This window comes from Paraburkholderia terricola (assembly GCF_900142195.1).
Classification (GTDB): Bacteria; Pseudomonadota; Gammaproteobacteria; order Burkholderiales; family Burkholderiaceae; genus Paraburkholderia; species Paraburkholderia terricola.
Map to the genome: position 1 here is coordinate 19208 of NZ_FRAB01000055.1, position 23058 is coordinate 42265.

The following is a 23058-nucleotide window of genomic DNA, read 5'->3' on the forward strand; positions in this document are numbered from 1 at the left end:
GTCACGCCCCACATCGTCTCGCCGCCGGCATCAAGCGCATTGTTCGAGTAGCCGCCCTCGCGGCCGATCAGCGCATCGATTTTTTCGTCAAGTGTCATTGTCTGGTTCCCTGTCTGGCATCTCTTGTCACGGTCTGTTCCAGCACCTCGAGGCGCTGCTGCTGCAACCGGTTGAGGATGTCGCCTTCGTTGATGTGGGTGAACACCCACACGATCGAGCCGACGAGGAAGGTCTGGACGATGCCGAGCACAATCCCGAGCACCCACATCGCGCCCCTCGCCGTGTTCTTCATCGCCGCGACCCGGTCGTCGACGCCGCCGATCTGCGCTTCGAGCGCATCGCGTTCCTTCTTTCCCTCATCCACACGCGCCCACAGCAGCTCGATGTCCTTGCGCGCGTTCTGGTTGTGGATCGACATCTGCGCGAGCGCCCGGTCGAGCGCGGCGACCGGCTGCACCGATGTCTTGATGTCCTCGAGGCTTGCCGCGACGCTGCGCAGCTGCTCGCCGAAACGCGCGATCTGCACCGCCAGATCGTTGTTGTGCTGTTCACCCATCGGGCCCGTCCGTCCAATAAAAAAACCGCCTCGCGCGAAGTGCGGGCGGTTCGTTTTCGTGCTGGTTGCTGTCCTGCTGGTTCTTGTCTTCTGTCAATCGCGTCAGTGCGGCGGCGCCGGCACCACGAGACTGATCTTCCTGCCCTTCTTTTTCCCGTGCCCGACCTTCGCCTTGCCCCGGTTGCCGGCATTCAGCTCGACCTGCGTTTCCCAGCTTCGCCCCGCGTAGGTGTTCGTCACGGACTCGACGAGGAAATCGCCGTCCGCCTCCTTCTTGAAGCCCCTGAGCGTCACCGTCTTCTCGGCCGCAAAGTCCGCCCGGCCGGTCATCGTCATCGTGCTTTTGGCCGTGTGGTGATTCAGCTTCTGCAGACGGGCGTTCGCGGCCGCCTTCGCGGCCTCGGCGCTCGCGAACGCATGCCGCTCGGTGTGCACCGCGGATGCACCGGGCGGCGCATCGGGGTTCGGGATCGTCAGATCGATTTTCTTTCCGGTCTTAGTGTCATGCACCTTCGTGCGCACCGCGACGAAGCTCGCGCGATCGGGAAACGTGATCTCGTAGTCGAGCAGCATGTCGGGCGTGAGCGTGATCACGGGCAGCGGCTTGCCGCTCACGCTCCGGCCGGCACCACGACCGGCGACGATCAGCCTGCCTGCCTTTACCGTCGCTGTGGCACCATGCTGCCGGGCAAGACGCGTGATGAAGTGCAGATCGCTCTCGCCGAACTGGTCGGCACGCGGCACCTGGGCGTCGACACTGCATGCGGCCGTCCACCGGTTGCGGCGGGCCACGTCACCGACGATGTCCGCGAGCTCCACGTTCTCCCAGCTACCGTACCGGTGCGTTTTCGCAGTGGCGCGCATGTTCGCCGGTTTGCCGCGGATTACGACGGATGCGGGCGGCCCCTTGAGCGCAACCTCGTCGACCGCGTACTCGCCCATGAACGACAGGCCCCTGCCGCTCCAGCCGAGCGAGATTCTGAGCGTCGCGCCCTTGGGCGGAAACTGGATCCTGCCGTCGCGATCATCGAGCTCGATCTCGCACTCGTCCGACTCAAGCCCCGGTTTGTCCACCGTGCGGATGCGCAGCACGCGATCCTGGATCACGCGCGTGATGTCGTCGCCGTTCGCGACGATCTGGAATATGGCCTGCATAAGTCTTCCCTAGGTCCAGAGCTGGACCGGTTCATCACGCTGCACGTCGAGGTCGGGCAGCGTGATGAGGATTCCCGCGGCAAACGGCTGCGTGCGTGCGGCGAGCCCCGGATTTGCCTCGTACACCGCCTCGACCACGCCCGCGAGCGACCCGTAGAACGCGTAGCAGAGCTCGTCGAGCACGTCGCCGTCAGAGGTTCTTATAGTCTTCGCCATAGCGGCCGAACTCCAGGCTGAAGGTCTGTTTGCGCGGGGCGCCGTCCGACATCAGCGCCTCCTGCTCCTCGTCGACACCCTCCAGATACCAGCGGCCGAGCACCTCGCCGTAGCCGGTCGTGAGCTGCACCGGCACCATCCGGTCGCCGATCGCGCGCAGGGCATCGATCTGCCTGGCTCCCGGCCCAGAGGCGGCGAACACCACGCCCGAGAGCGTGATGGTCTCGCCGCCCTGACTGACCGCCTGCAGCGCCTCCTGGCGGTTCAGACGCTCCTGCGACGCGACCCTGTACTTGGTCGTGCGCCGCAGCCTGTCGAAGGCAGCGGTCGACAGGTTGAAGTGGAACGTGTCGCCGACGTCGGACGTGAGCGTCATCAGGTGGGGCGTGGCGCCCGTTGCACCGCCGAGCAGGCCCGACAGCAGCGCCCCGGCGCCCGTCGACGTCGCAAGCGATGCAGGAGATGGAGCTTCCTTGATGCCGGCCCACGCGTTGAACTTGGTGCGCACGTCTCCGAGCGCCGTGTTCACCGAGTCAGCCGCCGATTTCACCAGCGGATGATTCGATGCCGTGGCGATTTTCAGGACACTGCTGACCGACGACTGGACGGCGTTGAAGCTGCGCACCACTGTGCCGACCTTCGGATCGAGATCGCCCGCGACCGACAGCGCACTGCCCGCGCCCGATAACAGTTCGGCTGCGCTCGTCAGGTTGCCGGTGGCGAGCTTCTGCAGCACCGCCACCGTGTTCGCGCTCGCCGCGCGGTTGCGTTCATAGACGCGGCTCATGCTGCGCACGCGTTCGGTGGCGATGCTCGCCTGCGTCGCGGCCTGCGTGATCTGTCTTGTGAAATCCATACCGCCTCCTACAGATGCGGGCTGTCGAACATCGCCGAGCGGTTGTTCTTCGCCAGTTCGTCTTTCATCAGGCGCTGCAGTTGCGGCGACACCTTCGCGAGGAAGCGGTCCGCCGCGTCGCTGCCCGGCTCGCCCTGGAACGTCACGTGAAATACCGGCGCAAAGGTGTTCTGCTGGTCGATCTTCGCGACAGGCTTGTCAGCGCCAGACGGCCTTTCGAGGGCCTTTGCTTTCGCGAGTGCTTCAGCCACCGCCGGCGGCTGACCGTCGTTGTGCGAGAACGCGAGTTTCGCGACCGCGCCGAGCGCCTTCTCGCCCGCGAACGTCCCGAGTGCTCCGCCAGCGAGACCGCCGACCGCCGCACCGACCGGTCCGCCGAACGCACCGATCATCGCGCCGACCTTCGCACCCAGCACGCCTCCGGCGAGACTGCCGGCGATACCCGCGAAGCCCTGCGCCTTTGCCGCCCGCGTGTCGTCGCCGGTCGCGACCGCATACGCATTGTTTGCCGCAAGCCCGAGCTTCAGCACCGTGCCCGCCATCGCCAGCTTCCCCGCATACGGCATGACGCGACCGAGGACGCCACGCGCAGCGCCGAATACACGGGCAAAGCGCCCGCTTTTGCCACCCGCGTTTCCGATCGCGCTGCCTTTGCCCGCTGCAGCCAGTTCATCGGCAACGGCACCGGCAGCGCCACCCAGGCCACCGCCGGGCATGTTGACGACAAAGACACGCTGCACGCCGGCCGACGCCGCGGCGCCACCGAGCGCCTCGATCGCACGCCCAACGGGACCGGCTGCGCCGCCCCCTCCACCACGTGCGCCGCCTCGTGCAACGAGAATCGACCCGCGCGCAAGGTCGAGCGCACCGCGACCGATCTGGAAAAGTGACTTTGCGCCGCGATAGGCGATCAGGCCGGCCGCCACGCCCGCGACCGCCATCGTGGTTTTGGGCGCCGCATCAGTGATCTTCGTGAGCCCCTCACCCGCTGTCTTTGCCGCGTGCCCGACCGCATCGGTCACCGGCCGCAACGCGTCGCCGATGCTGCGCATCGCATCGTTCCACTGCTGCCCGACCTCGCTCCAGACCTGCTTCGACGCATCGCGCCGGTCGGCGAGATCTTTCGCGATCTCGCCGCTCGCCTGCGCCGACTCGCGCTTGAGCTTCTGGTACAGGTCTGCGTTCTGCAGGTACGCGGTCAGCGCCGCCTTCACCTGCATGTCGTTGAAGAGGTCGCCCGTCTTCATCGTGTCTTCGAACGCGGCGATCTGCGCGCGGCGTTTGTCCGGATCGGACTCGCCGTTTATGCGCGTTGCGGCGTCGGCCAGCTGTTTCGCCTTCGCCGGATCGGTACGCTCGATATACGCGCGCGCGAGAACGAAGGAAGCCTCGAGCGTCGACCAGCCCTTGCCGATCGCCTCACGCATTTTGGCTTCGTAGTCGACGCCGGCTTTTTTGTAGTTGTTCGCGGTTTCATTGGATCCGATCTTCGAGAACCAGTTTTTCAGATTGTTAGCCGCTTCGTCCGCAGTGCCGGCCGTCTTCATCTGCACCTGCAGCATCGCGCCCAGCTGCGTCACCGAGTCCTGCCCGGTGATGCCGATCTTCTGCATTTCGGCGAGCAGCACCGGAAACCAGCGGGCCATGTCCGCCGATTCGAACGAGCCTTCCTTGCCGAGAAACGCGATCGCCTCGAACGCCTTTGCCATCTGCTTCGGGTCGGTAATCCTCGCGTTCTGCTGCAGCGCCTGGATCATCCGCGCGGTCTCGACCGTGGTCGCGCCCTGGCCGATTGCGAACTTCGCGGCAAGGGGCGCAAAGTCGAGCGCGCGGCCCACCTCCATGCCGCCCGCGACCATCTGGTTGACCGCGTCGGCGAGCTCGTTGCGGCCGATGCCGTTATCACGCGCGTCACGGCGGATGCGCTCGCCCATCGACGCTTCCTGCGCCGTGCGGGCAATCCCCGCCTTGATCGCGATGTCGCGGATGATCGCCTGATAGTCCGCCGAGATCGTCGCCGGCACCGCGACGGCGGCCGAGAATTTCACCGCGTCGCCGATCGCGCCACGCGCGCCATCGCGGCCGGCGGCGATCCGCTCCTGGCCGGACGCCTTCAGCTCCAGACCACGCACCGTGCGCCCGAGCCGCGTATACGCCCGGTCGAGCCGGTCGACCTCGATGCCGTTCTCGCGCAGCGTGCGCAGGTTCGATTCGATCTTGCGGCGGATGCCGTCGGCTGCGCGATCGCCCGCCGCGTGCAGGCGGCGGAATTCGTCCTGCAGTTTCACCGTCTCGCCGATCGTGCGCTGCCACAGCCGCGTTTCGTTCGCGGTCTTGCGCAGACCCACGATCCGCGAACTGGTCTCGGTGATCGCGCGGCCGAACGTCGCCGACACGGCACCACCGATCACGATCCCGAGTGCGATGTCGTTTGCCATCACCTCCCTCCATCCCGTTTGCCCATCAACGCGTTAATCCGTCAGCCACCAGATCACCTCGTCGAGCGACATGTCGTCGATCGAGGCCGGTTGCACGCCGTGCTCCTTAAGCAGCCGCTTTGCCAGCGCCTTGAGCGTTTTCTGGCTGATGCGTGCCAGCGGATGTGAGGCGAAAGTAGGCATCCTGGACGCGGTGATAGTCACCGAGATCCATGCCCTCCAGGTCGTTCGGCGACACGCCCGCGAGCGCCGCGAAAATCGCCAGTTCCTGCCCTTCCTCGTCACCCGGCGCGATCTTCTGCGCGGCGCGCATGTCGCGCACCTTCGGGCGCCGCAGCGTCAGCGTGTCGCGCACGACGCCGTCGAATGCCACCGGATAGTCCAGTTTCACGGTGACGCTGTCGATGCGATCGGTCGCGTTACTGACCACGCTACCGACCACGTTACTGACCACGTTGCCCGCCGCGTTGTTATCCACATTGCTGTCCATCTGTCCCGCCTCAAATAGAAACGGCGAGCCGCGCGGCCCGCCGTTGGTTAAAAAGTCACTTTGCCGTGCCGAGGCGCCATGCCGTTACATGCCGATCGCCTTGCGGATTTCGGCAAGCTGGTCGACGCCGTCGATGATGCGCACCATGCCGAGCACATCGATCTCGTGTAGGACTGCGCCGTCGATCTCCAGCTTGTAGTACGTCAGAGAGACTGTGAACTTGGCATCGACCTTCTCGCCGGGTTTCCAGTCGCCGCCATCGACCTCGGAGAGCATCCCGCGAAACGTCGCGGCGACGGCCTTGGTCGCGCCCTTGATGTCGCGGAATGCACCGCGAAACACGCCGTTGAATGCGGTCGCATCGGCAAGACCGAAGAACTTCAGCACGTCGCGCTCCATCGTCGACATCTGGAACGCCGCCTCGAGCGCCTCCATGCCAAGGTCGATCTTGACCGGCGCGTCCATGCCGCCGGCACGATGATCGTCGGTCTTGATCTTCAGTTTCGGCAGCGTGCACTGCGTGGCGCGGCCCGCAAAACCTTTGCCGTCGCTGTAGACGTTGAAGTTATAAAGTGTTTCCGGAGTCACGCATCACCTCCTCAGGTGGGTATCAGGGGTTGCCATCAGGGATTGGTATCGAGCACTTCGGTCAGCCACTGGTTGGTGACCTCGAAGCGGAAATTGGGGTTTTCTGCCGGCGGCACGTCGGTGAAGCGGATATTCCAGTACACCTTGCCGTCTTCGAGCTGCGTCGCGGTGTTCAGCTCCGGGTCCGCATACACCTCGAAGTTGATCAGCGCACCCCTGTTCTTCAGGTCACGCATGAACGCCTGCAGCCCTTCGGTGACGTCCTTCACGTACGTGGCCGTGATGCCGCGATCGACCGCCCACTTGTGGCCGGCGAGCACCGCATCCATCACGATGTCGAGCGTGCGCACCCGCGTGACGAACTTCCATTTGGCATCAGCCGACAGCGTCCGGTTACCCCACAGGCGATAGCCGCCGTCACGGATGATCGTCGCGATGTTCGCGTTATTGAGCAGGTTCGCGCGGCAGGTTTCATCGCCGTCGAGAAACTCGATCGGCCGCTTCGTGCCCGTGATGTCGGTGATTTCCCTGTTCGACGGCGACGCCCAGAACCCGATGTTCGCGTCGGTCTGACAGAAGAGACCTGCCGCGTACGACGAGGCCGGCGCATCGACGTCGGCGTTCGCGGTCGTGTCCCAGAACGTCGCGCCGGGATCGACCATGTACAGCCGCTTGCTGCCGAAGTTCTGCGCGTAGGCGATCGCCGCTTCGTCGTCGGTGTTGGGGCCGTCGATGATGCCGATCGCGCGCAGCTTGCCCGCGAGAGAGTCCATTGCGGTCGCGACCGCCTGCGTCGACGAGAAACCGGGGGCCAGCAGCAGACGCGGCTGCACGTTGTATTTCGACTTCGCGTCGAGCAGCGTCTGCAGGCCGGTGCGTGCGCCGCCGGCACTCACGCCTCCGATGATCGCCGAGGTGAGCGCTGCCGGTTCACCGCCAGCAGCCACGCCCGCGGCGACAATCACCGCTGTACTCTGCGCATAGATCGCGCGGGCCGCTTTGGCAATCGCACTGCCTTCGCCGAATGCGGCGACCGCCTCGCGGTAGCTCGTCAGCCGGACCGGCACATTGGGCGCGGCCCGATCCGCGCCGGGCGTGTAGGTGTTGACCATGCCGACGATCGACGAGCTCGGCACGGCGATGGTGCGCGGCCCGGTGTCGACCAGCGACACGGTCACGCCGTGGAAAAAGGATGTTGCACCCATGAAGGTCTCCAGGGATCAGGAAGATTCAGCCAGAAAAATCAGGCAAAAAATCAGGCAAATAAAAAGCCGCCTGGGCAGGCGGCTTCGGTGAGGGAACGCGGGCTCCGGCAACACGCCGGAGCGGCGCTTACGTCATGAAATCGGGCGCACCGGGTGCATCAGGCAGCTCGACGTTCGGCCAGCCGGTCGCGTCGGCGAGGTCCCGCAGCGCCTGGCGATATCGGAGCAGCGCCGTGAACTGGTCGGCCGTGAGGGTCGTGCCGTCGCCGATCAGTTTTTCGTCCTGGTGCCGTGAGACCAGCCAGTCGGTCGCCGCGAGGGCGCCATCGCGCCTCGCACGCATCATGTCGGCCTGCTGCGCACGCGTCGGTGGCAGCGGATCGAATAGCGCCGGCATGCCGTCAGCGTCGAGCGCGATGCGCCTGCCCTGACCCTGTCCGTTGATCAGCTCCTGCCACAGCTCCGCCGTGATCCCGACCGCCGTGACGGCGTCCGGGACCGGACTGTCGACGCTGTCGTAAAAGCCGGTGATGGCGCCCTGCGCGTCGTATGCTGCGAATTTCTGTCCCATGATGTCCCTCAGTACCCGATGCTGATCCACGAAATACCCGTTGAACCGGACGACGCCGTGCCCGCGATCACGTTAAAACTGGTCTTCGTCCCGTTCCCCTGGAAACCCAGCGAGACGGACGCCGCATTCGGCGAGATCACGGTACCGGTGTTGCCCGCAGCCAGAATGAAGGCGTTGGGGTAGGCAACCGGCAGCGTGACTGTCTGCATCGATTGCGTTGCAATCGTGCTGGTGCCCCACTGGACGATCAGTCCGCTGGGCAGCTTCGCATAGCCGTTATTGGCAAGTGACTGCGAGAACGCATTGCGGCGGAACAGGAACGATCCGCTGATGACCCAGGCGCCGGACAGGACGGTAAACACGCAGTCTTCGCCAGGGTTGAGAGACACGCTCGTGACCAGCCCTGTCCCACTATCGATCTGGTCCGCGCCCGCCGCGGAAATCGTGACGATCCCGCTCGACGATGTACTGACCTTGCTGCAATGGACGCTTGCCCCGTTAGGCAATCCAGCGATCGGCGGGAGCGTCGCGGCCTGATTGGCCGTGTTGTTAAAAACCACTCGCGAACCGATGTAACTGTTGTCCATCGTTGTCGATGCGACGGTGGCCTGGCCCGAATGAAGTGGCGAGTATTGGAGCCCGGACTGACTGAGAAACGCCGTAGTCACAAGCTTCGTGCTGTTGTCGAACTGCGCCGGCGTCGGCCCCCTCGGCGTACCCGTGAAAAGCGGCGAGTCGAGTGCGGCCTTCAGCGCGAGCAGGTTGGTCACCGTCGTCGCGAAATCCGGATCGTCGCCGAGCGCATCGGCCAGCTCCTTCAGCGTATCGAGCGTGGCCGGCGAGGCATTCACCAGCGCCGCGAGCGCGGCCTGCATGGCGACAAGCGTCGCGTATTGCGGGTGCGGGTTCTCTGCGCCCGCGTGCGCTTCCTGCTGCGCCCTCAGATAGCGCGTGCGGTTCGCAAGCTGCTTTGCCTGCCGGTTGTCGACTCCGTCCGGGCCACCCATGACGGGGTCCGACGTTTCCAGCTGATAGACGCCCTCTTCCCACTGGGCGATTTCCACAAGGTCTGCCATCAGGCGACACTCCCTCTGTTGTATTGTCCATTGCGCATGGCGACGCCGTTATGGCGGATCGGCACAGCCGTGTAGTCGAGTACCGCGAGCAGACTGCGCGCGGGTGCGTAGCGCCCGAGCACGGCCTTCAGGCTGTCCGCCTGATCGCGCGTGACCGGCTGCTGAAGCTTCACGATGTATTCGGCCCACGCGTTCGCGCGTCCGTGGACGTGGTCGCCATTGCGCGTGATTGAACCGTCGCGACGTCGCGCGAGCCGTCCTTCGACCAGCTCGACCTCGCCGAAGCCGAGCCGGCGGATCACCTCGCGCACCGCCCACGGCGTGCCCTTCTTTCGGTGCAGTGCGAGCGAGCCCTTGATCAGCGCCCGCTTTGCGTCCTCCGATTCGGCCAGCTCCCAGCCGTCGACCGCCAGCGCCCACGCGAGCCACGGCAACCATCGCAGCGGACACCGGTCGGCATCCCACAGCGTGCGCAGGATTTCCGGATCGACACCCGGCGCCATGACGATCGCCAGCGCCGTTTCGAGCGGGGTCTGGTTGGCCGGCAAAAGTGCGTCACGCATCGTCCACCTTCATGTTGAGCACGATCGACGTGCAGTTGGCGAACTGCCGCGGCGTACAGATAACGTGCGCCGCCGGCGATCGCAGCTCGACATCGATCACGCCGGAGTCAGGCGGATGCAGCGCACCGTAGATCGCGGACAGCGACATGCCGGCACCGAGCCGGCGGGCACTGGCGATCGCCTTCCCGAGTGCTGCGCGGCGTGCCTCGAAGACCGCTTCACCGCCCGGACCGCTACCGACATGGACGTCCGCCTCGACGGCGAAATTGATGGGCTCGCCGGCTGTCACCAGCACTTCGTCGTTCAGCGGCCGGACATCCTCGGGCGAGACCGCCGCCGTCACGGTGTCAATCAATGCCTGGTCAGGCACGCCATCGCCCACCGCCGACAGCAGCGTCAGGCGGACGACGCCCGCCTCCGGACGATCCACCTTCACATCCAGCACGTCGGCGGAGGCATTCATTGCCAGCGCGACATAACTGCCGGATGGACCGGCGACCGTCGAGCGCTCAATCGACATCTGCGTGCGCAGCTTCAGCCGGTCGTCGCCTTCGAGCGTCGGCCCGACTGGCGGATTTGCGTCCGAGTCGCCTGGATCGATGGTTGCCCGTCCGATGTCGAGCAGCGCCGCCAGGTGTTCAAGATCGGCACCGGTCGAGAAAGCCAGCATCACCGCGCGTGCGGCGTCATTGACCCGCGCGCGGAACCGCACCTCACGGTAGGCCGCAAGCTCGATCAGTTTCACCACGGGATCCGATTCGAGCGCCGCACTCCAGCCGGGGTAAATGCTTCTGAAATGCACGAGCTTCTCCTGATAGATATCCTCGAAGTCGAGCGTGTCGACCAGATCCGGCGGATCGATCGCACTCAGATCAATGGTGGTCACGTGGTCACCTCGAAAACTGCGTCGTCGCCTTCGTAGACGCCCTGGATGCGGAACGTCACCCGGCCATCAACGATCGATGCGATCGTGACGCGGGAGACCCTGATGCGCGGCTCCCACCGTCCGATCGCGCGGGCCGCTTCCGCCTGCGCAGATGAAATCCAGCCGCGCGACACCGGCAGATCGACCATGCGGGGAATGTCCGAGCCGTATTCGGGCCGCTCGCGTCGTGTGCCCTTGCGCGTCGACAGGATGTCGCCGATGCTCTGCTTCAGATGCGCGATGCCGGCAATCGGCCTGCCTGTCTGCCGGTCCATGCCGACCAGCGCCGTACCCGCGCCCATCGTCAGGATCCGTCCGCAACGCGTTCGAAATCGGGATGGCGTTCGAGCAGCGCGAGCTGTTCCTCGTCGGTAGCGGTCACCGTGCTCTTTTCGACGGCGAGCGTCCGGCCGTCGGCCAGCACCAGCGTGCGCGACTTGAATGCCTCGTCGCGAAACCTGACCGGCGCCACGACGGCGGGTGACTGCACGGACAACACCGCGGATAGCGGCGCCACTGAAGCGTCCTTGTTTAGTGGCATATCGAAGCTCCAATGAAAAGGCCCCGCGATAGCGAGGCCAAATATATTGCTCGACGGCAACGCCCTCACCCGCGGGCTGACATCGAACGCGTTGATATTCTCAGGACAGACAGGATCGATTCCGTCTATCCAGGCAGGCGATCAACCCCGGTCCACAAGTTAGTCGGCGGAGCTTCCAGATGCTTGTTCGCGTTGAAATGCCACTGCATAAGGCCCGGAAGCCAGGCAACGGGGACAAGGTAATAGACAGCCGGTCTCCCTTGAGAATCGATAGACGATGTCGTATCCCGCACAGCATTCTGAATCCGGTCCGATGCCTTCAGGAAGATCCTGGCCGTTTCTTGCTGCACCGTTTTCACGTATGTTGCTGCCGGGCCCGCATCCTGATAGTAAAGGCATTGATTGTTGTCCAGACCCAACGTAACCCCTTGCGGAATGCGGTCGATCATTGAGCGTACAACGGTATCTTCCAAAGTCATTTTTTCTCTCCTGTTAAACGGGATTCAAGGCTCCGCCATCAACGTGTGTCGGACAGCCGCCGTGCCCAGGCCGTGGCAGGATCCGCAAACGCCTGTCAGCGGCGAACCACAAAAGACTGCGTCCGATCAGGCACGTGATCAGACTTTGCCCTTCGACGCGCGACCTTGAAATAGTCCTTCCGTCATGGGTTGCACAGCACATGTATGGACCTCAAAAAACAGGAGCAAAGTAGCTTTGCAGTAGTCAGTCAGGCGGATCAGTCAGCGCCCCCGCACCGTTACTCATATGCGTGTGATCCGGCAGCGACACGCCCTTCGATTTCACCGTGCCGGTGAAGTTGGCGTCGCCGTCGATCTCGGATGCAGGACCGCCCGCCGAATTGCTGCCGGTCATGCCGCCCTGAAACGTCAGCCGCTTCTGCGTCGTGCTGTTGCCAGTGAAGGTTGAGTCCGGCGCATCGACCAGCAGCTTCGGCGCGCTCTGTGTGATGCCGTCCGCCGTCAGTTCCATCTGCGTGTCACCGATGCGGAAGACGATCCGGCCACCCGACGGCACCGACAGGACATATTCGTGCGCATCGTGGTCGTAATGCTCGTGCGCGCCGTCCGGCCAGTCGGTCGCCGTCAGGTTCGCGGCATTGCCGTTGGCCCCGCCGTGCGTGTCGCTATAGAAGCCGGCCAGCACGAACGCACCGGCCAGCGTGCCCGACGGCGCGAGCACGACGGCCTGCTCACCGACCGAGGGCGGACACCACGTCCTGACCCGCCCGGCCGCAAACGTCTTCCACGGCAACAGCGCACTGACCCACTCGCCGTTGCGCACCCGGCAGCGCGGCGGGTCGTACTGCACGTCGTCGATATAGCCGGCCTGCACGATGCTCGCGATCAGGCGATCGATCTCGCCGATCTCGTAGTCGCTCATGTGGCTATCCTCCGGACGGATCGTGTGCCGGATCCAGATACTCTGCGCCCGGCGCGGTGCCCGTATCCGGATCGATGCCCCACAGCACAGCGGAGCCGGCGGACGGAAACGGCGCGGCCACATCGCCGAGATCGAATTCGTGCGTCCACTCGACCAGCCAGACGAGATACGCGTCGAGCTCCGGCTTGAATGGATCGTCACCGATCTGCACCAGCTTCGCCGGTGTCACCGGCACACCCCACGTCTGCGCATGCACGGCACACGCGATGCGCGCGGCCAGCTCGCGCACCGCGAGATCCGCGTGTGGCGCCAGTGGGTCGCAGATCGCCCGCGCCTGGAAGCGTCCGATCAGCGACGTCTGACCGGTGCCGGGATCATGTCCCGGTTCCATTTCCGACATTTCTACTGCAATGCTGGGCGTTGGAATCTTCCGGCCGATGCGCGGATACGCATCGATCGGTGAGATGTCGGGGAGCGCCGCCCGCAGGCCGGCGATCATCGCGTCGTGCAGCGTTTTCAGGTTATCAAGCACGCCGGAGTTCTCCTGTCGCCTTCTGGATTTCGTAGTTCACTTCCTGCCGCAGGATCGTCATCAGCCGCGCCTCGCACATCTGCGCCGCGCGACGGAACGCGGGGTCGCCCGTCTTCGACCAGTTCACCGTCACGACCTCGAACGGCGTGCGGGCCTTGCCGGTGCGCTGGTAGATCGGCCCGTCCGGTTTCGCCCTCGTCTGCCGCCATGCGCCGTCGAACGCGAATCGTCCGGCACGCATGCCCTTTTTCGTTTCGCGCACGGATCCCAGCCGGTGGGCTTCGACCGGATTCAGCCCGAGCCAGACCTTACCGGTATCGGCCGAACGCATGAAGAAGTACAGCCGGCTGCGGATCACCTTCTGCGGGATCTGCGTGCCGCGGGAGACTTCCTTGCCGGTCTGGCTTTTGATCCACGCCGCGGTCTTGCGCAGCGTGCGGCGCCACGCAGCCTGCATGGCGGACGGTGACAGTCCCTGCAGCGCGGCGGTCACTTCCTGGATGTCGATCTCAACCTTCAGTGCATCCATCAGCAGGGCCTCATCAACGGGGTCTTAGCAGCATTCATCAGCGGGGTCTTAACAGCAGCACGGTCCACCCCGTGCCGTCGGGTTGCAGTTCGAACACGACGTACTCATCGGCGCCGACGGTCACGACGCTGCCCTCGCGGATCGCGACGGCGTCGGCATCGCGCACGCTCACCTGCGGATGCTCGAGCTGCGTGCGCTGCCGCCCGAGATCCGGACCGAGCCAGGGCGCGGCGAACATGCCGCGCAGCGGCTCACCGTCGACCGTGATGTCGTCGTCGGCCAGATCGCGGATCACGGCATCGTCGAGATCCGCGACCAGATCACGGAACGCCATACGTGTCTCCTCAGGCCGTCAACCTGATGACGGCCTTCGGACGCGTGCACAGGTGAATCGGGTTCGACTGCGCCTCGATCTCGACGCCCTTGCCGAAGTCCATCAGCTCCTGCTTCGCGTAATACGGCAGACCGGTCGTGTTGACCGCCTCCACATAGTCGGCTGGGGCAAAACGCGTAATGAACAGATCCGGCACGCCCTCCGGCACCGCATGCGCCTCATCGTCAGCCACATAACCCACATCACCGACGCGACCGCGATAGCGCTCGAAGGTACAGCCGCCGATATCGAATGCGTCGCGCGTGTCGCCGCGCAGCGACGCTGCCATCGCTGTAGCAAGGTACGTTTCCTTGACCGTCTTCAGTACGATGAGCGCGTTCCAGAATTTCCGGCCGCAGAGCACGCGCGCGCCGGTAAACGGGATATTGCCGAGTGCGTCTTCGATCGCGTCGAGCACCAGCTGGCACTTCGTGCGGATCTCGGTGTCAGCCACCTTATCGAGCTCGAAGTCGATCACGGTCTGCTCGATGTCGAATGCCTTGAGCAGATCCACGACGACCGATTTGCCGTCCGCATCCAGAATCTGTCCCTTGATCGCACCGATCCGGTGGAACTCGTGCGTCGCGTCGAGCTGCCGACGCATTTTGCCAAGGCGCCGGTTGACCACCGTCGTCAGCGCTTCGAGTTCGGTTTCCGAGCCGAACGCGCGCAGGTTCTGGATTTCGTCGGCGCCGATGGTTGCGCGTTGCGGCAGGTGCACCGTATTGAACGGCAGCATCTGACGCTTGCTGCCGACGACAACGCTGGCCGACGAGCCACGAATGCCAGCCGGAACCAGCGCGAGGGTGTCGCCGTCCTTCTCGATCTGGACCACCGTCGTCGTGATGCCCTGCTCTTCGAACAGGCCCAATGCTGCAAGCCGGCTCGGCACGAACGGCTGCTCGTTGATCGCAGCGCTGAGCGACGACAGCGAGAATGCGTCGTCGTTGAAAAGGGCGATATCCGCCATAAAGACTCTCCTGAATAGCTGTGACGCCGCCGTCGCGATCTGGACTGACGAGCGACGGCCACATGGTTGAAACGATGGCGCGGCTTAGCGCACGATCACGTAGTGGGCAGCGAGGTCACTGCGGGCCGCGGCATCGAGGCCCGTGAGGCGCGCTTCCGCAACCTCTGCGAGGCGAACAATGCCGACCGTGGGGCGCGGGTCCCCGGATGCGGGCAGCGGCGCATACAGGATCGCCGTGACGATTTCGGAACCGTCTGCCGCGGTGTTGTTGTACGGCGCGTATTCGCCGGTGCCGAGCGTGCCGAGCAGTTGCCCGGCGGGTAGCGCATCGCCCTTCGCAACAACGATGCGCTCACGCGAGATCTGGCCTTCGCCTTCGGAGAGAAGAAACTCGCCGGTCAGCGTGCCCTGTGTCCTGATGGTCATACAGCAGCTCCTTTCTGCGCCTCAATAGCGCCGTTATCAAAGTGACTTTGCGACGCCCTGACGGGCGGCGTAGATGGACGATGCTTTCGGACCCACGGAGGAGGATCGGCCAGCGTCTTTCGGGGCCGGCTGCGGCCGGTTATTCACACGCGGCTGGGACTGCTTGACACAGTCGAACAGTCGCGCGCGCACCTGGTCGGGGTTCAGGCCATCGCCCACAAACTGCGCGGTCAGTTCCGGCAACTTCGCCGCAAGGCACAGCCCCGCGATGTCGGTTGCGTCCCGGATCGCCGCATCGATCGTTGCGCGATCCTTCAGTGCGGTGAGCGTCACGATGCTTTCCGCGCACATGGACAGGTTGGCTGCGCGGCAGGCGTTGAACACGTGAGCGGCCAGCACACCCGGTTCTTCACGCACGACAACCGGGTCCGGATCCTGTGGCGCGGGCGCAGGCGGGTTTTCTGCAGGCGGAGCGGGTTCGGGGGAAATCGGCGCCGGCGGATCATTGACCGGTGGGTCATTGGACGGCGGGTCAGCGGGCGGCGACGACGGCGCATCACCCTCTGCCTCGACCAGCGCCTGCACCGGCTCCGGCGAGTTTTTGAAACGGGCAAGCAGGCCCGCCGCGTTGGTCGACGCGGCGAGCCGCACTGGCTCCTCGATCACGTCGCAAAAGCCAAGCGACTGCGCTTCGAGCGCCGTGAGCCACGTCTCCGCATCCATCATCGCGGTCAACTGCTCATCCGTCTGGCCGCTCTTGCGCCGGTACGCCGCGAGAATGCCTTCGCGCGCCTTGTCCATCATGTCGGCCGTGCTGCGCAGATCCGCCGCCGAACCGAGCGCAATCGTCCACGGGTTGTGGATCATCAGCATCGCGTTTTCAGGCATCACGACCTGATCGCCCGCCATCACCACCAGTCCGGCTGCAGACGCGGCCACGCCATCGACCCGCGCGGTCACCTTGCCGGCGTACCTTCGCAACGCGTTGTAGATCGCGAAGGCGTCGAACACGTCGCCGCCAGGTGAATTCACGGCGACGATCACCTCCGTCGCACTGGCCGCCGCGGTGTCGAGCTGCGCGATGAACGTCTTGGCGTCGGTGCCCCAGAATCCGATCTCGTCGTAAATCCGGATCTCGGCGACGGCCGCGCCCTGCGCGTTCGTCATCGCCCGGATGTCCCACCACTTACGGTTTTTCATCTACGGCTCCTGCTTCTGAATGTGCGTATCGGGCACCCCATCACCCGCGATGTCGCGCGAGCGGGGATCGGTGTCGTAACGCAGGCCAAGCGCATCGGCCCGCGCGTTGTCGGCAGCGTTTTCGCCGTCGACCTGTTCGGGGTCTTCGCCCTGCTTGAGGATCGACGCCGAGCGGCTCGTCAGCCCCGAGCGGATCGCCAGCTTCTGCGCATTCACGTCCTGCACCGGATGGATGTACGGCCAGCCCTGCGGCACCCAGCGCACGCGCAGGTATTCACGCCGTGTGCGATGGAAGTCCGGCATCGGCATCGCGCCCGATAACGCGCACGCGTCAACCCACCACGCCCACGCGCGGCGGCAATACTGGTGAATGAAGATGTTCCACTGCAGCTGCTCGATCGAGCGCCGGAACTCGTTCAGCAGCACCCGCAGCACGCGGTCGCCGACCTCGCGCAGGTCGCCGGTGAGAATCTCGTACGGCATGCCCACCGATGCGGCGGCGGCCATCAGCTGCTGACGCATGAACGGGCCGTAATCGGCTCCGGCGCCGGGCGGCGTCGCAAAGCGCATGTCCTCGCCCGGCGCCAGTTCCTGCACGGTGCCGGGTTCGAGTGACACAACCGGCGAGAAGCCGTCCGAGTCCAGAACCAGCCCCTCGCCCGTCACCGGATCGCCCAGGAGACCCGGCTCCGCGTTCGGCTTGACGAGAAAGCCGGCGAACAGGTTGCTGATTTCCTGCCGGAACAGCACCGCGTCGTCGAAGTTATCGAGCGAGTGCAAACGCAGCAGCACGGTCGACAGCTCCGGCACGCCGCGGACCTGCCCCGCGCGCAACGGCTGGAACACGTGCGCCACGTCGTCAGCCGGAACCGGCACGGTCACGAGACCCCCACCCGTCATCCGGTTGTACTCGCCAGGGTGACGGCGCAGCAGGTGATAGGCAACCCGGCGATCGTCTGCGTCGTACTCGACGCCGTTGATGATTTCGCCACCATCCGGCCGCAGTTCATTCTTTTCGACCGGCAGGAGATCGCCCTCCATCACCTGAAGCTGCAGCGGCACCGGCAGCCCGTCATCGGGGTGACGCATGCGCCGGCGCACCAGCACCTCGCCGTCGCCAAAGAACGCCCGCGCCGCGAGCGTCTGCTGCCCGTAGAAATCGAGCAGGCCGTCCGCGTCGGACTCGCCGACCCAGTCGTCCCACAGCTGCTTCTGCTGCCGCCGGACAGCGGGATCCGGATGCTGCGGATGCGGCTGGATGCCGGTGCCGATCGTGTTCGACACCAGCCGCGCGATCGCCGTCTTCGCCCACGGATCGTTGCGGATCGCGTCGCGCGCGCGGCTGCGGATCAGCGGCAGGTTCTGCACCGCTGCGGCGTTCGGCCCGGCGCCCGAGGTCTGCCACGATCGGGCGCGTGCGCCAGCGGAGCTTGCGGCTTCATAGGCCGCCGCTTTCAGGCGGGTCGGCATGACGAAACCGCGCCTCGCGAGTGACGGATAGGTGCGGTTACCTGCATCGTTCATCGCACCCCCTTGCCGCCGTGCCGAAGGCGAAACACGCGCGATCGCGGATTCGCCCGATCGAGCGCGCGCACAATTTCCGTCTGCGCCTCACGCAGTTCAGCGATCGTGCGGTAACGGACCTTGCGGTCCGCGTACTGCACTTCGAGTTCGCCCTTGGCAATCGCGGACTGGATGCGGGCGAGATCCGCCGCTGTGTAAGCCATACCGTGCTCCTGTGATGTGCTGCTATCGGCGCTTCAGATACGTTGACCGCGCGGTTCGCCGGCCCTGAATGCGCGAAACCCCGCTGGCGGGCGGGGTTTCGGGTGTGTTGCTGGGCGCGGTCGTCGTCACCGGTGGATCCGGCGGCGGCTCGATATCCGCGACGCCAGGCAGGCCGGTAGCGACCGGCACCGCGTCGAAGAGCGAGACCTGCGAGAGGCGCTGCTGCTCGAGCATCCAGTGCGCCTCGGTCATGAGGTGCGTCTTGATGCTGCGCGCCGCGTGCAACGCGTACACCTCGCAATCGAGCGCCTCGTTACGCGCGCCCGCCTTCTTCTGCCAGATGCGTTTGCTGCCGATGCGACCCGGCACCTTCACTTCCGCGGTGAGCTGCTGCAGATAGTCGGCGCGCACGCCCCTGTACCAGTGCATGCGGCCGGCGCCGTCATCTTCGAGTTTGAGACGGTTATCGAGGACCAGATCCTTGGCCTTGCTCACACCGACCATGTACGGCCGCAGACCGTACTTCGCGGCCTTGCTGTTGTTACGCACCGAGTCGACCGACGCCTTCGGCACGCTGAATATTTCCGCATCGATCTGCTTCGCGCCCTTGATCGCCATGATGTTGATGCCGCGCTTCTGCGCGACGCGCACATAGCGATAGACCGCATCCGACGTCGAGCCGTCCGACGAGTCGATCGACGCCGCCTTCACGCGCAGCACCCAGCCGTTCGCATGCCGGTAGCCCTGCGTGACCAGATCAGTCAGTGCGCCCCATACGCCGCCGACCATCGGATCGGTGCCCTGCTCGAGCACGTTGCCGTAGATTTCATCCCACAGCACCAGCCAGCTTTCTTCACCACGGCCCCACGCGCGCAGCACGATCGCAATCCGGTCATGCTGCACGTCAATGCCGGCGGTGAGCACCAGTGCGCCGGCCGGCACGGTGAAGACGTCATAGTCGAGCGCACGTTCGGCGAGCAGATCGATCTCCGGAATATCGCTCTCGTATCGGTACGGGCGCCCTTCGGTGTTGTTCACGAACGAGCGCATCTTCGTGTCGTCGCCCGCGCGCAGCGCTTTTTCCGCGACGAGCCGCTTCTTGACGAGCTCCGCGAGGCGCGAGCCGGGAAACGGCGACACGAGCTCGTTCAGACGGAAGCCGGCGACGCCGTGAAACGCGGCGGTCGCAACCCACCGGCCTCGGCGCACCGCCCGAAAGCGCGCGGTGTCGTCCCACAGACTGCCGCAGAACGGGCACGCGTAACGCGCGGACTCAGGCGTTGCCAGCCCGAACACCTCGTGCGGCTTCTCCGCATTCTCGGACCACGTGACGTTGTCCCAGGCTAGTTCGTGCTCTTCGCCGCAATCGGGACACGGCACCAGATACCGGCGCTGGTCCGACGACTCATAAGCCTGCGCGATGCGCGAGAAGCCGTCGATCGTCGGCGTGCCGCCGAAGATCACCTTGCGGCGGCTGTCGGAGTAGCTCTTGTTGCGCTCCTCGAGCAGCGTGATCGAATCGCCCTGCTCGCGAACGTTCTGGTTCGCGTCGTCAGGCTCTTCCACCGCGACCACGGGCGCCGGCGTCGACTTCACATCGTCTGGCGCATTCGACGTGATGAACTTGAGAAAGCCTCGGGCGAACGTCTTGTGATCCCACAGGTTGTTCTTGTCGCGGCCCGCATGCACCGGCAGTTTCGCGGACAGGCGCGGCGTCACCTCGACCATCGGCTCAAACTTCTCGAGGTTGAACTTCTTCGCCGACTTCTCCTTCGCGAACATGATGATCATCGGGCACGGATCGATGTCGATACGTCGCCCGACGTAGTTCAGCAGAACGCCATCGGTCCAGGCTACCTGCGCCGACTTCATGCATACGACCTTCTGCACGCGCGGATCGTCGAGCGCGGCGTGCATGCCGTGCACCCACGGCGTGATGTCCGGGTTGTATTTACCCGGGCTCGCCGCTGCCTTCGCACTCAGACGGCGATAACGCCTCGCCCAGTCCGTCGTCCCGATCTTCTCGGCCGGCGTCAGCAGCTTCGCCAGGCGCCGGATCACTGCGCGCACGGTCTGGGTCGTATCCAGCCAGCTGCTCGAGACATCCATTGATGTGTTCATTCAACAACTCGACATCGACGTCGACCCCATAGAGCGTGCGCATCTCCTGCGCGATCCTGTCCGGCAGCGACAGCAGGTCCGACTGGAAGGCGCCGACCATCTGGCCATAGGCGCGCTCCAGTTGCTCCGCGTTGACAAGCTGCCCCTTCTTCTCCGCGAGCGTGAGAATCTTGATCTCCCGCTCGACACGCTCGGTCATCGCGCGCTCGGTGGCAAGGTCGTATCCGCCGTCGCCAACACGGCCGGCCGCGATCCCTCGAAGGTGCCGGATGTACTCGATGCGGATGTCGTCAATCGACGCCTGCCGGTAGTCGATACCGAGCTTGTTGACGAGACGCGACACTGCCGATTGGTCGAGGTCCAGGTGGTCGGCGATCTGCTGTTGGGTTGGCATGAATATGACCCCCTCTGGGGAATCGCCAGTAGAGAAAAAACGCGGGTGCGAGCCCCCGTGTCCAGAACGGCTATAGGGTCCCCGGCTGCGTCGTGGCCTTGCCGCATCTCGCTCAAAGCCTTGCTGGGCGGGCTATCCGGGCCGATGACTGCGCCTTTTGGAAGGTCCAATGCAAAAGCCCCGAGGCTTGCGCACTCAGGGCTTTGGGTATTCGTTTCGTTTTGTTCAGGCGAGCGGACCCGCCGTACCTAACGAGCTCCACTTATTGTTGTTGTGTCTCGAAAGGGCTGCACGACTAACGCGCGGTGCCAGCGAACTTCATTGGAAACGGAGTCTATGCGAATCATTTTGGATTCGCAAGTGGTTTTGCGCGCAGCTCACGACGCAGTTGCAGATCCGTCCACTCGTCGAGCGCGGCCAGCATGCGCAACGACGACTCGAACCGCTCATGCCAGTGGGCCTGATACTGGCCGAGCGACACCTGCATTGCGTGCGCGCGCTGCGCCGGAATCTGCCAGCGCTTGCCCGTGCCACTGCACACGCGGCAGACCTGACGCGACACCGACCTCGCCCGGGTTACGATCCGGCCAATGCCGGCGCACGCCGGACATCCATCAAACTCTGTCCGCGTCATCATTTCGCAAACGGGCAAACCAGTCGTCGGCGCTTCATAACGCTGGCCTCGCTTCACCGGTTCGTCGCGCGCGACTCCATACGGCCATGAGCAGAATGGCGTGACATGGCTACCGACTGCAACCTTGCCTGTCGCGCCACAAGTGCCGCAGGCAGCGGTGCCCGACTCAACATCTTCCTTGCCACCGACGTTGCCGCGCCCGCTGCACGCGCCGCACATGTCATCGAGCCACGCTTCGAGCACAGCCGCGGAGAATCGCTCGATCACATCGGCCATCGGAGATTGCGGCGTCGCGTGCGGGGCCTCTCGAATCTCGCGCTTGAACGCGATGTATTTTCCGCGCCGGAACCGCACGCTCGAACGCTCGCGCTTCGCGAGAAGTAGCACCGCGCGATGCAACCCCGACCGGCGTTTGTCGTCACCGTATTTCATACGCAGCAGCAATGCGCCGAGTTCGTCGACCCTGGCGAGCGCGCCGATCTTCAACGCGACGTCGCCGACCGAGTCGGCCGTCTGCGAGCGCGGATTGATGGCGACACCGACCTGCTCTTTCAATTCGATTTCGTACATGGTTCCCCCGGTCCTCAGTCTTCGTACTGGCCGATGTGCTGTCGGCAATAGCCGCGCCGCGTCGAACCGGCGCCGATGATGGTCGTGGCGGCATGCGTGCATCGGCAACCGTTTTCGACGTGAGCACAGACCCGATCGTCAGCCGCACTCACGGTTTGCGATGCCGCATTTGCGGGCCTGACAGTCAGCGCGTCGTTGCGACGACGGCGCAACTCCTCCCAGTTCTTTCGCAAACGCGCTGGCGACGTGATGATCTTCGCCCAGAACCTGTCCCGGTTTGCCCACCCAAACAGCCGCGCGATGTCCTCCCGGCTACGACCATCGACGCGCTGCATGTCGTCGACGTCACGCGCCCACTGACTCATGTCCGGCTTGGGGAAATCGTGCAGGCGAGTCCGAATCCGCTCGAACATCCAACGCTCAAGCGATAAATCCGCTTCGTCCTGTTTTTCTCTCTGAACGTCCTTAGCTTCGTTAACCGCTAAGGGTTGAGATAGAGAGGGTTTACTTGTATTTCTGTTTACTGGTTTATTAGTAGGAACGTGGTTCCGGTAACTTTCCGGATTCACCGCCGGCAAGGGCTCCGCGCCCGGCACTTCGGAACCACGTTCAGCCAGTTCCGCAGGGTTACCGGAATATCGTTCCGGATTGCCCGATTCCTGTGCAACTTCGGAACCACGTTCATCCAACTCCACAGGGTTACCTGAACGTGATTCCGGATTGCCCAACATCACAGCATCGTCCGCGAGATCGAAATCAATGGCATCACGCTGACGGCGCGCGACGTCCGCCGGGATCGACAGCCTATAGTGCGCATGTGCCCAGCGACGCGCCGGCCTGCGCGACTTCCAGCGCGTCAGCCATCCATTGCGCTCCGCTACGTCGAGGTGATTGCTGACGCAACGCTCCGAGAGGCTCGCCTTCTCGGCGATCGTTTCGACAGACGGCCAGCAGGTGTCGTCCATCGCATTGGTGTACTCGGCGATCACGAACAGCACCA

At 64.7% G+C, this 23058-nt stretch carries 29 protein-coding genes; all 29 read right to left on the bottom strand.

Annotated features, from left to right (window positions below):
• On the bottom strand, positions 1–98 hold a 98-nt coding region (locus BUE39_RS35960; protein WP_327083071.1), incomplete at its 3' end, for a glycosyl hydrolase 108 family protein.
• On the bottom strand, positions 95–556 hold the full coding sequence (locus tag BUE39_RS29795; RefSeq protein ID WP_073432253.1) for a hypothetical protein: 462 nt from the start codon (positions 554–556) through the stop codon (positions 95–97). The genes BUE39_RS35960 and BUE39_RS29795, both read right to left, overlap by 4 nt.
• A 102-nt stretch (positions 557–658) precedes the next feature.
• Positions 659–1711, bottom strand: a complete 1053-nt coding sequence (locus BUE39_RS29800; RefSeq protein ID WP_073432251.1) for a phage late control D family protein — start codon at positions 1709–1711, stop codon at positions 659–661.
• A 9-nt stretch (positions 1712–1720) separates the two neighbouring features.
• The gene (locus tag BUE39_RS29805) at positions 1721–1927 is read right to left on the bottom strand and encodes a tail protein X (RefSeq protein ID WP_073432252.1); all 207 of its coding nucleotides are present in this window, start codon (positions 1925–1927) and stop codon (positions 1721–1723) included.
• Positions 1902–2783, bottom strand: coding sequence for a phage tail protein (locus tag BUE39_RS29810; RefSeq protein WP_073432254.1), 882 nt, complete (start codon positions 2781–2783; stop codon positions 1902–1904). Before BUE39_RS29810 ends, BUE39_RS29805 begins: the two co-directional genes overlap by 26 nt.
• A gap of 8 nt (positions 2784–2791) precedes the next feature.
• The gene (locus tag BUE39_RS29815; protein WP_073432255.1) at positions 2792–5221 is read right to left on the bottom strand and encodes a phage tail tape measure protein; all 2430 of its coding nucleotides are present in this window, start codon (positions 5219–5221) and stop codon (positions 2792–2794) included.
• Positions 5222–5327: 106 nt separating this feature from the next.
• The gene (locus BUE39_RS29820) at positions 5328–5711 is read right to left on the bottom strand and encodes a phage tail assembly protein (protein WP_235004995.1); all 384 of its coding nucleotides are present in this window, start codon (positions 5709–5711) and stop codon (positions 5328–5330) included.
• A gap of 84 nt (positions 5712–5795) precedes the next feature.
• On the bottom strand, positions 5796–6299 hold the full coding sequence (locus BUE39_RS29825; RefSeq protein WP_073432256.1) for a phage major tail tube protein: 504 nt from the start codon (positions 6297–6299) through the stop codon (positions 5796–5798).
• A gap of 35 nt (positions 6300–6334) precedes the next feature.
• Complete coding sequence (locus BUE39_RS29830) at positions 6335–7504, bottom strand: phage tail sheath subtilisin-like domain-containing protein (RefSeq protein WP_073432257.1); 1170 nt, start codon at positions 7502–7504, stop codon at positions 6335–6337.
• Positions 7505–7631: 127 nt separating this feature from the next.
• Positions 7632–8075 (bottom strand): phage tail assembly chaperone, encoded by a 444-nt coding sequence (locus tag BUE39_RS29835; protein WP_073432258.1) that lies wholly within the window; start codon positions 8073–8075, stop codon positions 7632–7634.
• An 8-nt stretch (positions 8076–8083) separates the two neighbouring features.
• Positions 8084–9151, bottom strand: a complete 1068-nt coding sequence (locus tag BUE39_RS29840; RefSeq protein WP_090518886.1) for a gp53-like domain-containing protein — start codon at positions 9149–9151, stop codon at positions 8084–8086.
• Positions 9151–9714, bottom strand: coding sequence for a phage tail protein I (locus BUE39_RS29845; protein ID WP_073432260.1), 564 nt, complete (start codon positions 9712–9714; stop codon positions 9151–9153). The genes BUE39_RS29840 and BUE39_RS29845 overlap by 1 nt, the downstream gene beginning before the upstream one ends.
• Positions 9707–10600: a baseplate assembly protein gene (locus tag BUE39_RS29850; protein ID WP_073432261.1), complete on the bottom strand. Its 894-nt coding sequence runs from the start codon at positions 10598–10600 to the stop codon at positions 9707–9709. Before BUE39_RS29850 ends, BUE39_RS29845 begins: the two co-directional genes overlap by 8 nt.
• A complete protein-coding gene (locus BUE39_RS29855; RefSeq protein WP_073432262.1) occupies positions 10597–10941 on the bottom strand; it encodes a GPW/gp25 family protein in 345 nt (114 codons plus the stop codon). Before BUE39_RS29855 ends, BUE39_RS29850 begins: the two co-directional genes overlap by 4 nt.
• 2 nt (positions 10942–10943) lie before the next feature.
• Positions 10944–11180 (bottom strand): hypothetical protein, encoded by a 237-nt coding sequence (locus BUE39_RS29860; RefSeq protein ID WP_200799527.1) that lies wholly within the window; start codon positions 11178–11180, stop codon positions 10944–10946.
• Positions 11181–11305: 125 nt separating this feature from the next.
• Complete coding sequence (locus tag BUE39_RS29865) at positions 11306–11659, bottom strand: hypothetical protein (protein WP_073432263.1); 354 nt, start codon at positions 11657–11659, stop codon at positions 11306–11308.
• A 244-nt stretch (positions 11660–11903) separates the two neighbouring features.
• Positions 11904–12581: a phage baseplate assembly protein V gene (locus tag BUE39_RS29870; RefSeq protein WP_073432264.1), complete on the bottom strand. Its 678-nt coding sequence runs from the start codon at positions 12579–12581 to the stop codon at positions 11904–11906.
• 4 nt (positions 12582–12585) lie between these two features.
• Entirely contained in the window at positions 12586–13113 is a 528-nt protein-coding gene (locus BUE39_RS29875; RefSeq protein WP_073432265.1) for a hypothetical protein, read from the bottom strand.
• Entirely contained in the window at positions 13106–13642 is a 537-nt protein-coding gene (locus BUE39_RS29880; protein ID WP_073432266.1) for a phage tail protein, read from the bottom strand. The genes BUE39_RS29875 and BUE39_RS29880 overlap by 8 nt, the downstream gene beginning before the upstream one ends.
• 37 nt (positions 13643–13679) lie before the next feature.
• Positions 13680–13976, bottom strand: a complete 297-nt coding sequence (locus BUE39_RS29885; protein ID WP_073432267.1) for a head-tail joining protein — start codon at positions 13974–13976, stop codon at positions 13680–13682.
• A gap of 10 nt (positions 13977–13986) precedes the next feature.
• Entirely contained in the window at positions 13987–14985 is a 999-nt protein-coding gene (locus BUE39_RS29890; RefSeq protein ID WP_073432268.1) for a major capsid protein, read from the bottom strand.
• Positions 14986–15069: 84 nt separating this feature from the next.
• Positions 15070–15411 (bottom strand): head decoration protein, encoded by a 342-nt coding sequence (locus BUE39_RS29895; protein WP_073432269.1) that lies wholly within the window; start codon positions 15409–15411, stop codon positions 15070–15072.
• A gap of 36 nt (positions 15412–15447) precedes the next feature.
• A complete protein-coding gene (locus tag BUE39_RS29900; protein WP_073432270.1) occupies positions 15448–16611 on the bottom strand; it encodes a head maturation protease, ClpP-related in 1164 nt (387 codons plus the stop codon).
• Positions 16612–18135: a phage portal protein gene (locus tag BUE39_RS29905; RefSeq protein ID WP_073432271.1), complete on the bottom strand. Its 1524-nt coding sequence runs from the start codon at positions 18133–18135 to the stop codon at positions 16612–16614.
• Positions 18132–18338, bottom strand: coding sequence for a phage head-tail joining protein (locus BUE39_RS29910; RefSeq protein ID WP_073432272.1), 207 nt, complete (start codon positions 18336–18338; stop codon positions 18132–18134). Before BUE39_RS29910 ends, BUE39_RS29905 begins: the two co-directional genes overlap by 4 nt.
• Positions 18339–18360: 22 nt before the next feature.
• Positions 18361–20409, bottom strand: a complete 2049-nt coding sequence (locus BUE39_RS29915; protein ID WP_318268422.1) for a phage terminase large subunit family protein — start codon at positions 20407–20409, stop codon at positions 18361–18363.
• Entirely contained in the window at positions 20291–20854 is a 564-nt protein-coding gene (locus BUE39_RS29920) for a helix-turn-helix domain-containing protein (RefSeq protein WP_073432274.1), read from the bottom strand. The genes BUE39_RS29915 and BUE39_RS29920 overlap by 119 nt, the downstream gene beginning before the upstream one ends.
• A 343-nt stretch (positions 20855–21197) precedes the next feature.
• On the bottom strand, positions 21198–22058 hold the full coding sequence (locus BUE39_RS29925) for a molecular chaperone DnaJ (RefSeq protein WP_073432275.1): 861 nt from the start codon (positions 22056–22058) through the stop codon (positions 21198–21200).
• Between the two features lie 14 nt (positions 22059–22072).
• A partial coding sequence (locus tag BUE39_RS29930) for a helix-turn-helix domain-containing protein (protein ID WP_073432276.1) occupies positions 22073–23058 on the bottom strand: 986 nt, incomplete at its 5' end.

What these genes read in the sequence shown, in the direction of transcription:
- BUE39_RS29795 (WP_073432253.1), bottom strand. Translation starts at nt 556, where the DNA reads ATGGGTGAACAGCACAACAACGATCTGGCGGTGCAGATCGCGCGTTTC.
- BUE39_RS29800 (WP_073432251.1), bottom strand. Translation starts at nt 1,711, where the DNA reads ATGCAGGCCATATTCCAGATCGTCGCGAACGGCGACGACATCACGCGC.
- BUE39_RS29805 (WP_073432252.1), bottom strand. Translation starts at nt 1,927, where the DNA reads ATGGCGAAGACTATAAGAACCTCTGACGGCGACGTGCTCGACGAGCTC.
- BUE39_RS29810 (WP_073432254.1), bottom strand. Translation starts at nt 2,783, where the DNA reads ATGGATTTCACAAGACAGATCACGCAGGCCGCGACGCAGGCGAGCATC.
- BUE39_RS29815 (WP_073432255.1), bottom strand. Translation starts at nt 5,221, where the DNA reads ATGGCAAACGACATCGCACTCGGGATCGTGATCGGTGGTGCCGTGTCG.
- BUE39_RS29820 (WP_235004995.1), bottom strand. Translation starts at nt 5,711, where the DNA reads ATGGACAGCAATGTGGATAACAACGCGGCGGGCAACGTGGTCAGTAAC.
- BUE39_RS29830 (WP_073432257.1), bottom strand. Translation starts at nt 7,504, where the DNA reads ATGGGTGCAACATCCTTTTTCCACGGCGTGACCGTGTCGCTGGTCGAC.
- BUE39_RS29835 (WP_073432258.1), bottom strand. Translation starts at nt 8,075, where the DNA reads ATGGGACAGAAATTCGCAGCATACGACGCGCAGGGCGCCATCACCGGC.
- BUE39_RS29840 (WP_090518886.1), bottom strand. Translation starts at nt 9,151, where the DNA reads ATGGCAGACCTTGTGGAAATCGCCCAGTGGGAAGAGGGCGTCTATCAG.
- BUE39_RS29845 (WP_073432260.1), bottom strand. Translation starts at nt 9,714, where the DNA reads ATGCGTGACGCACTTTTGCCGGCCAACCAGACCCCGCTCGAAACGGCG.
- BUE39_RS29855 (WP_073432262.1), bottom strand. Translation starts at nt 10,941, where the DNA reads ATGGGCGCGGGTACGGCGCTGGTCGGCATGGACCGGCAGACAGGCAGG.
- BUE39_RS29860 (WP_200799527.1), bottom strand. Translation starts at nt 11,180, where the DNA reads ATGCCACTAAACAAGGACGCTTCAGTGGCGCCGCTATCCGCGGTGTTG.
- BUE39_RS29865 (WP_073432263.1), bottom strand. Translation starts at nt 11,659, where the DNA reads ATGACTTTGGAAGATACCGTTGTACGCTCAATGATCGACCGCATTCCG.
- BUE39_RS29870 (WP_073432264.1), bottom strand. Translation starts at nt 12,581, where the DNA reads ATGAGCGACTACGAGATCGGCGAGATCGATCGCCTGATCGCGAGCATC.
- BUE39_RS29880 (WP_073432266.1), bottom strand. Translation starts at nt 13,642, where the DNA reads ATGGATGCACTGAAGGTTGAGATCGACATCCAGGAAGTGACCGCCGCG.
- BUE39_RS29885 (WP_073432267.1), bottom strand. Translation starts at nt 13,976, where the DNA reads ATGGCGTTCCGTGATCTGGTCGCGGATCTCGACGATGCCGTGATCCGC.
- BUE39_RS29890 (WP_073432268.1), bottom strand. Translation starts at nt 14,985, where the DNA reads ATGGCGGATATCGCCCTTTTCAACGACGACGCATTCTCGCTGTCGTCG.
- BUE39_RS29895 (WP_073432269.1), bottom strand. Translation starts at nt 15,411, where the DNA reads ATGACCATCAGGACACAGGGCACGCTGACCGGCGAGTTTCTTCTCTCC.
- BUE39_RS29900 (WP_073432270.1), bottom strand. Translation starts at nt 16,611, where the DNA reads ATGAAAAACCGTAAGTGGTGGGACATCCGGGCGATGACGAACGCGCAG.
- BUE39_RS29905 (WP_073432271.1), bottom strand. Translation starts at nt 18,135, where the DNA reads ATGAACGATGCAGGTAACCGCACCTATCCGTCACTCGCGAGGCGCGGT.
- BUE39_RS29910 (WP_073432272.1), bottom strand. Translation starts at nt 18,338, where the DNA reads ATGGCTTACACAGCGGCGGATCTCGCCCGCATCCAGTCCGCGATTGCC.
- BUE39_RS29920 (WP_073432274.1), bottom strand. Translation starts at nt 20,854, where the DNA reads ATGCCAACCCAACAGCAGATCGCCGACCACCTGGACCTCGACCAATCG.
- BUE39_RS29925 (WP_073432275.1), bottom strand. Translation starts at nt 22,058, where the DNA reads ATGTACGAAATCGAATTGAAAGAGCAGGTCGGTGTCGCCATCAATCCG.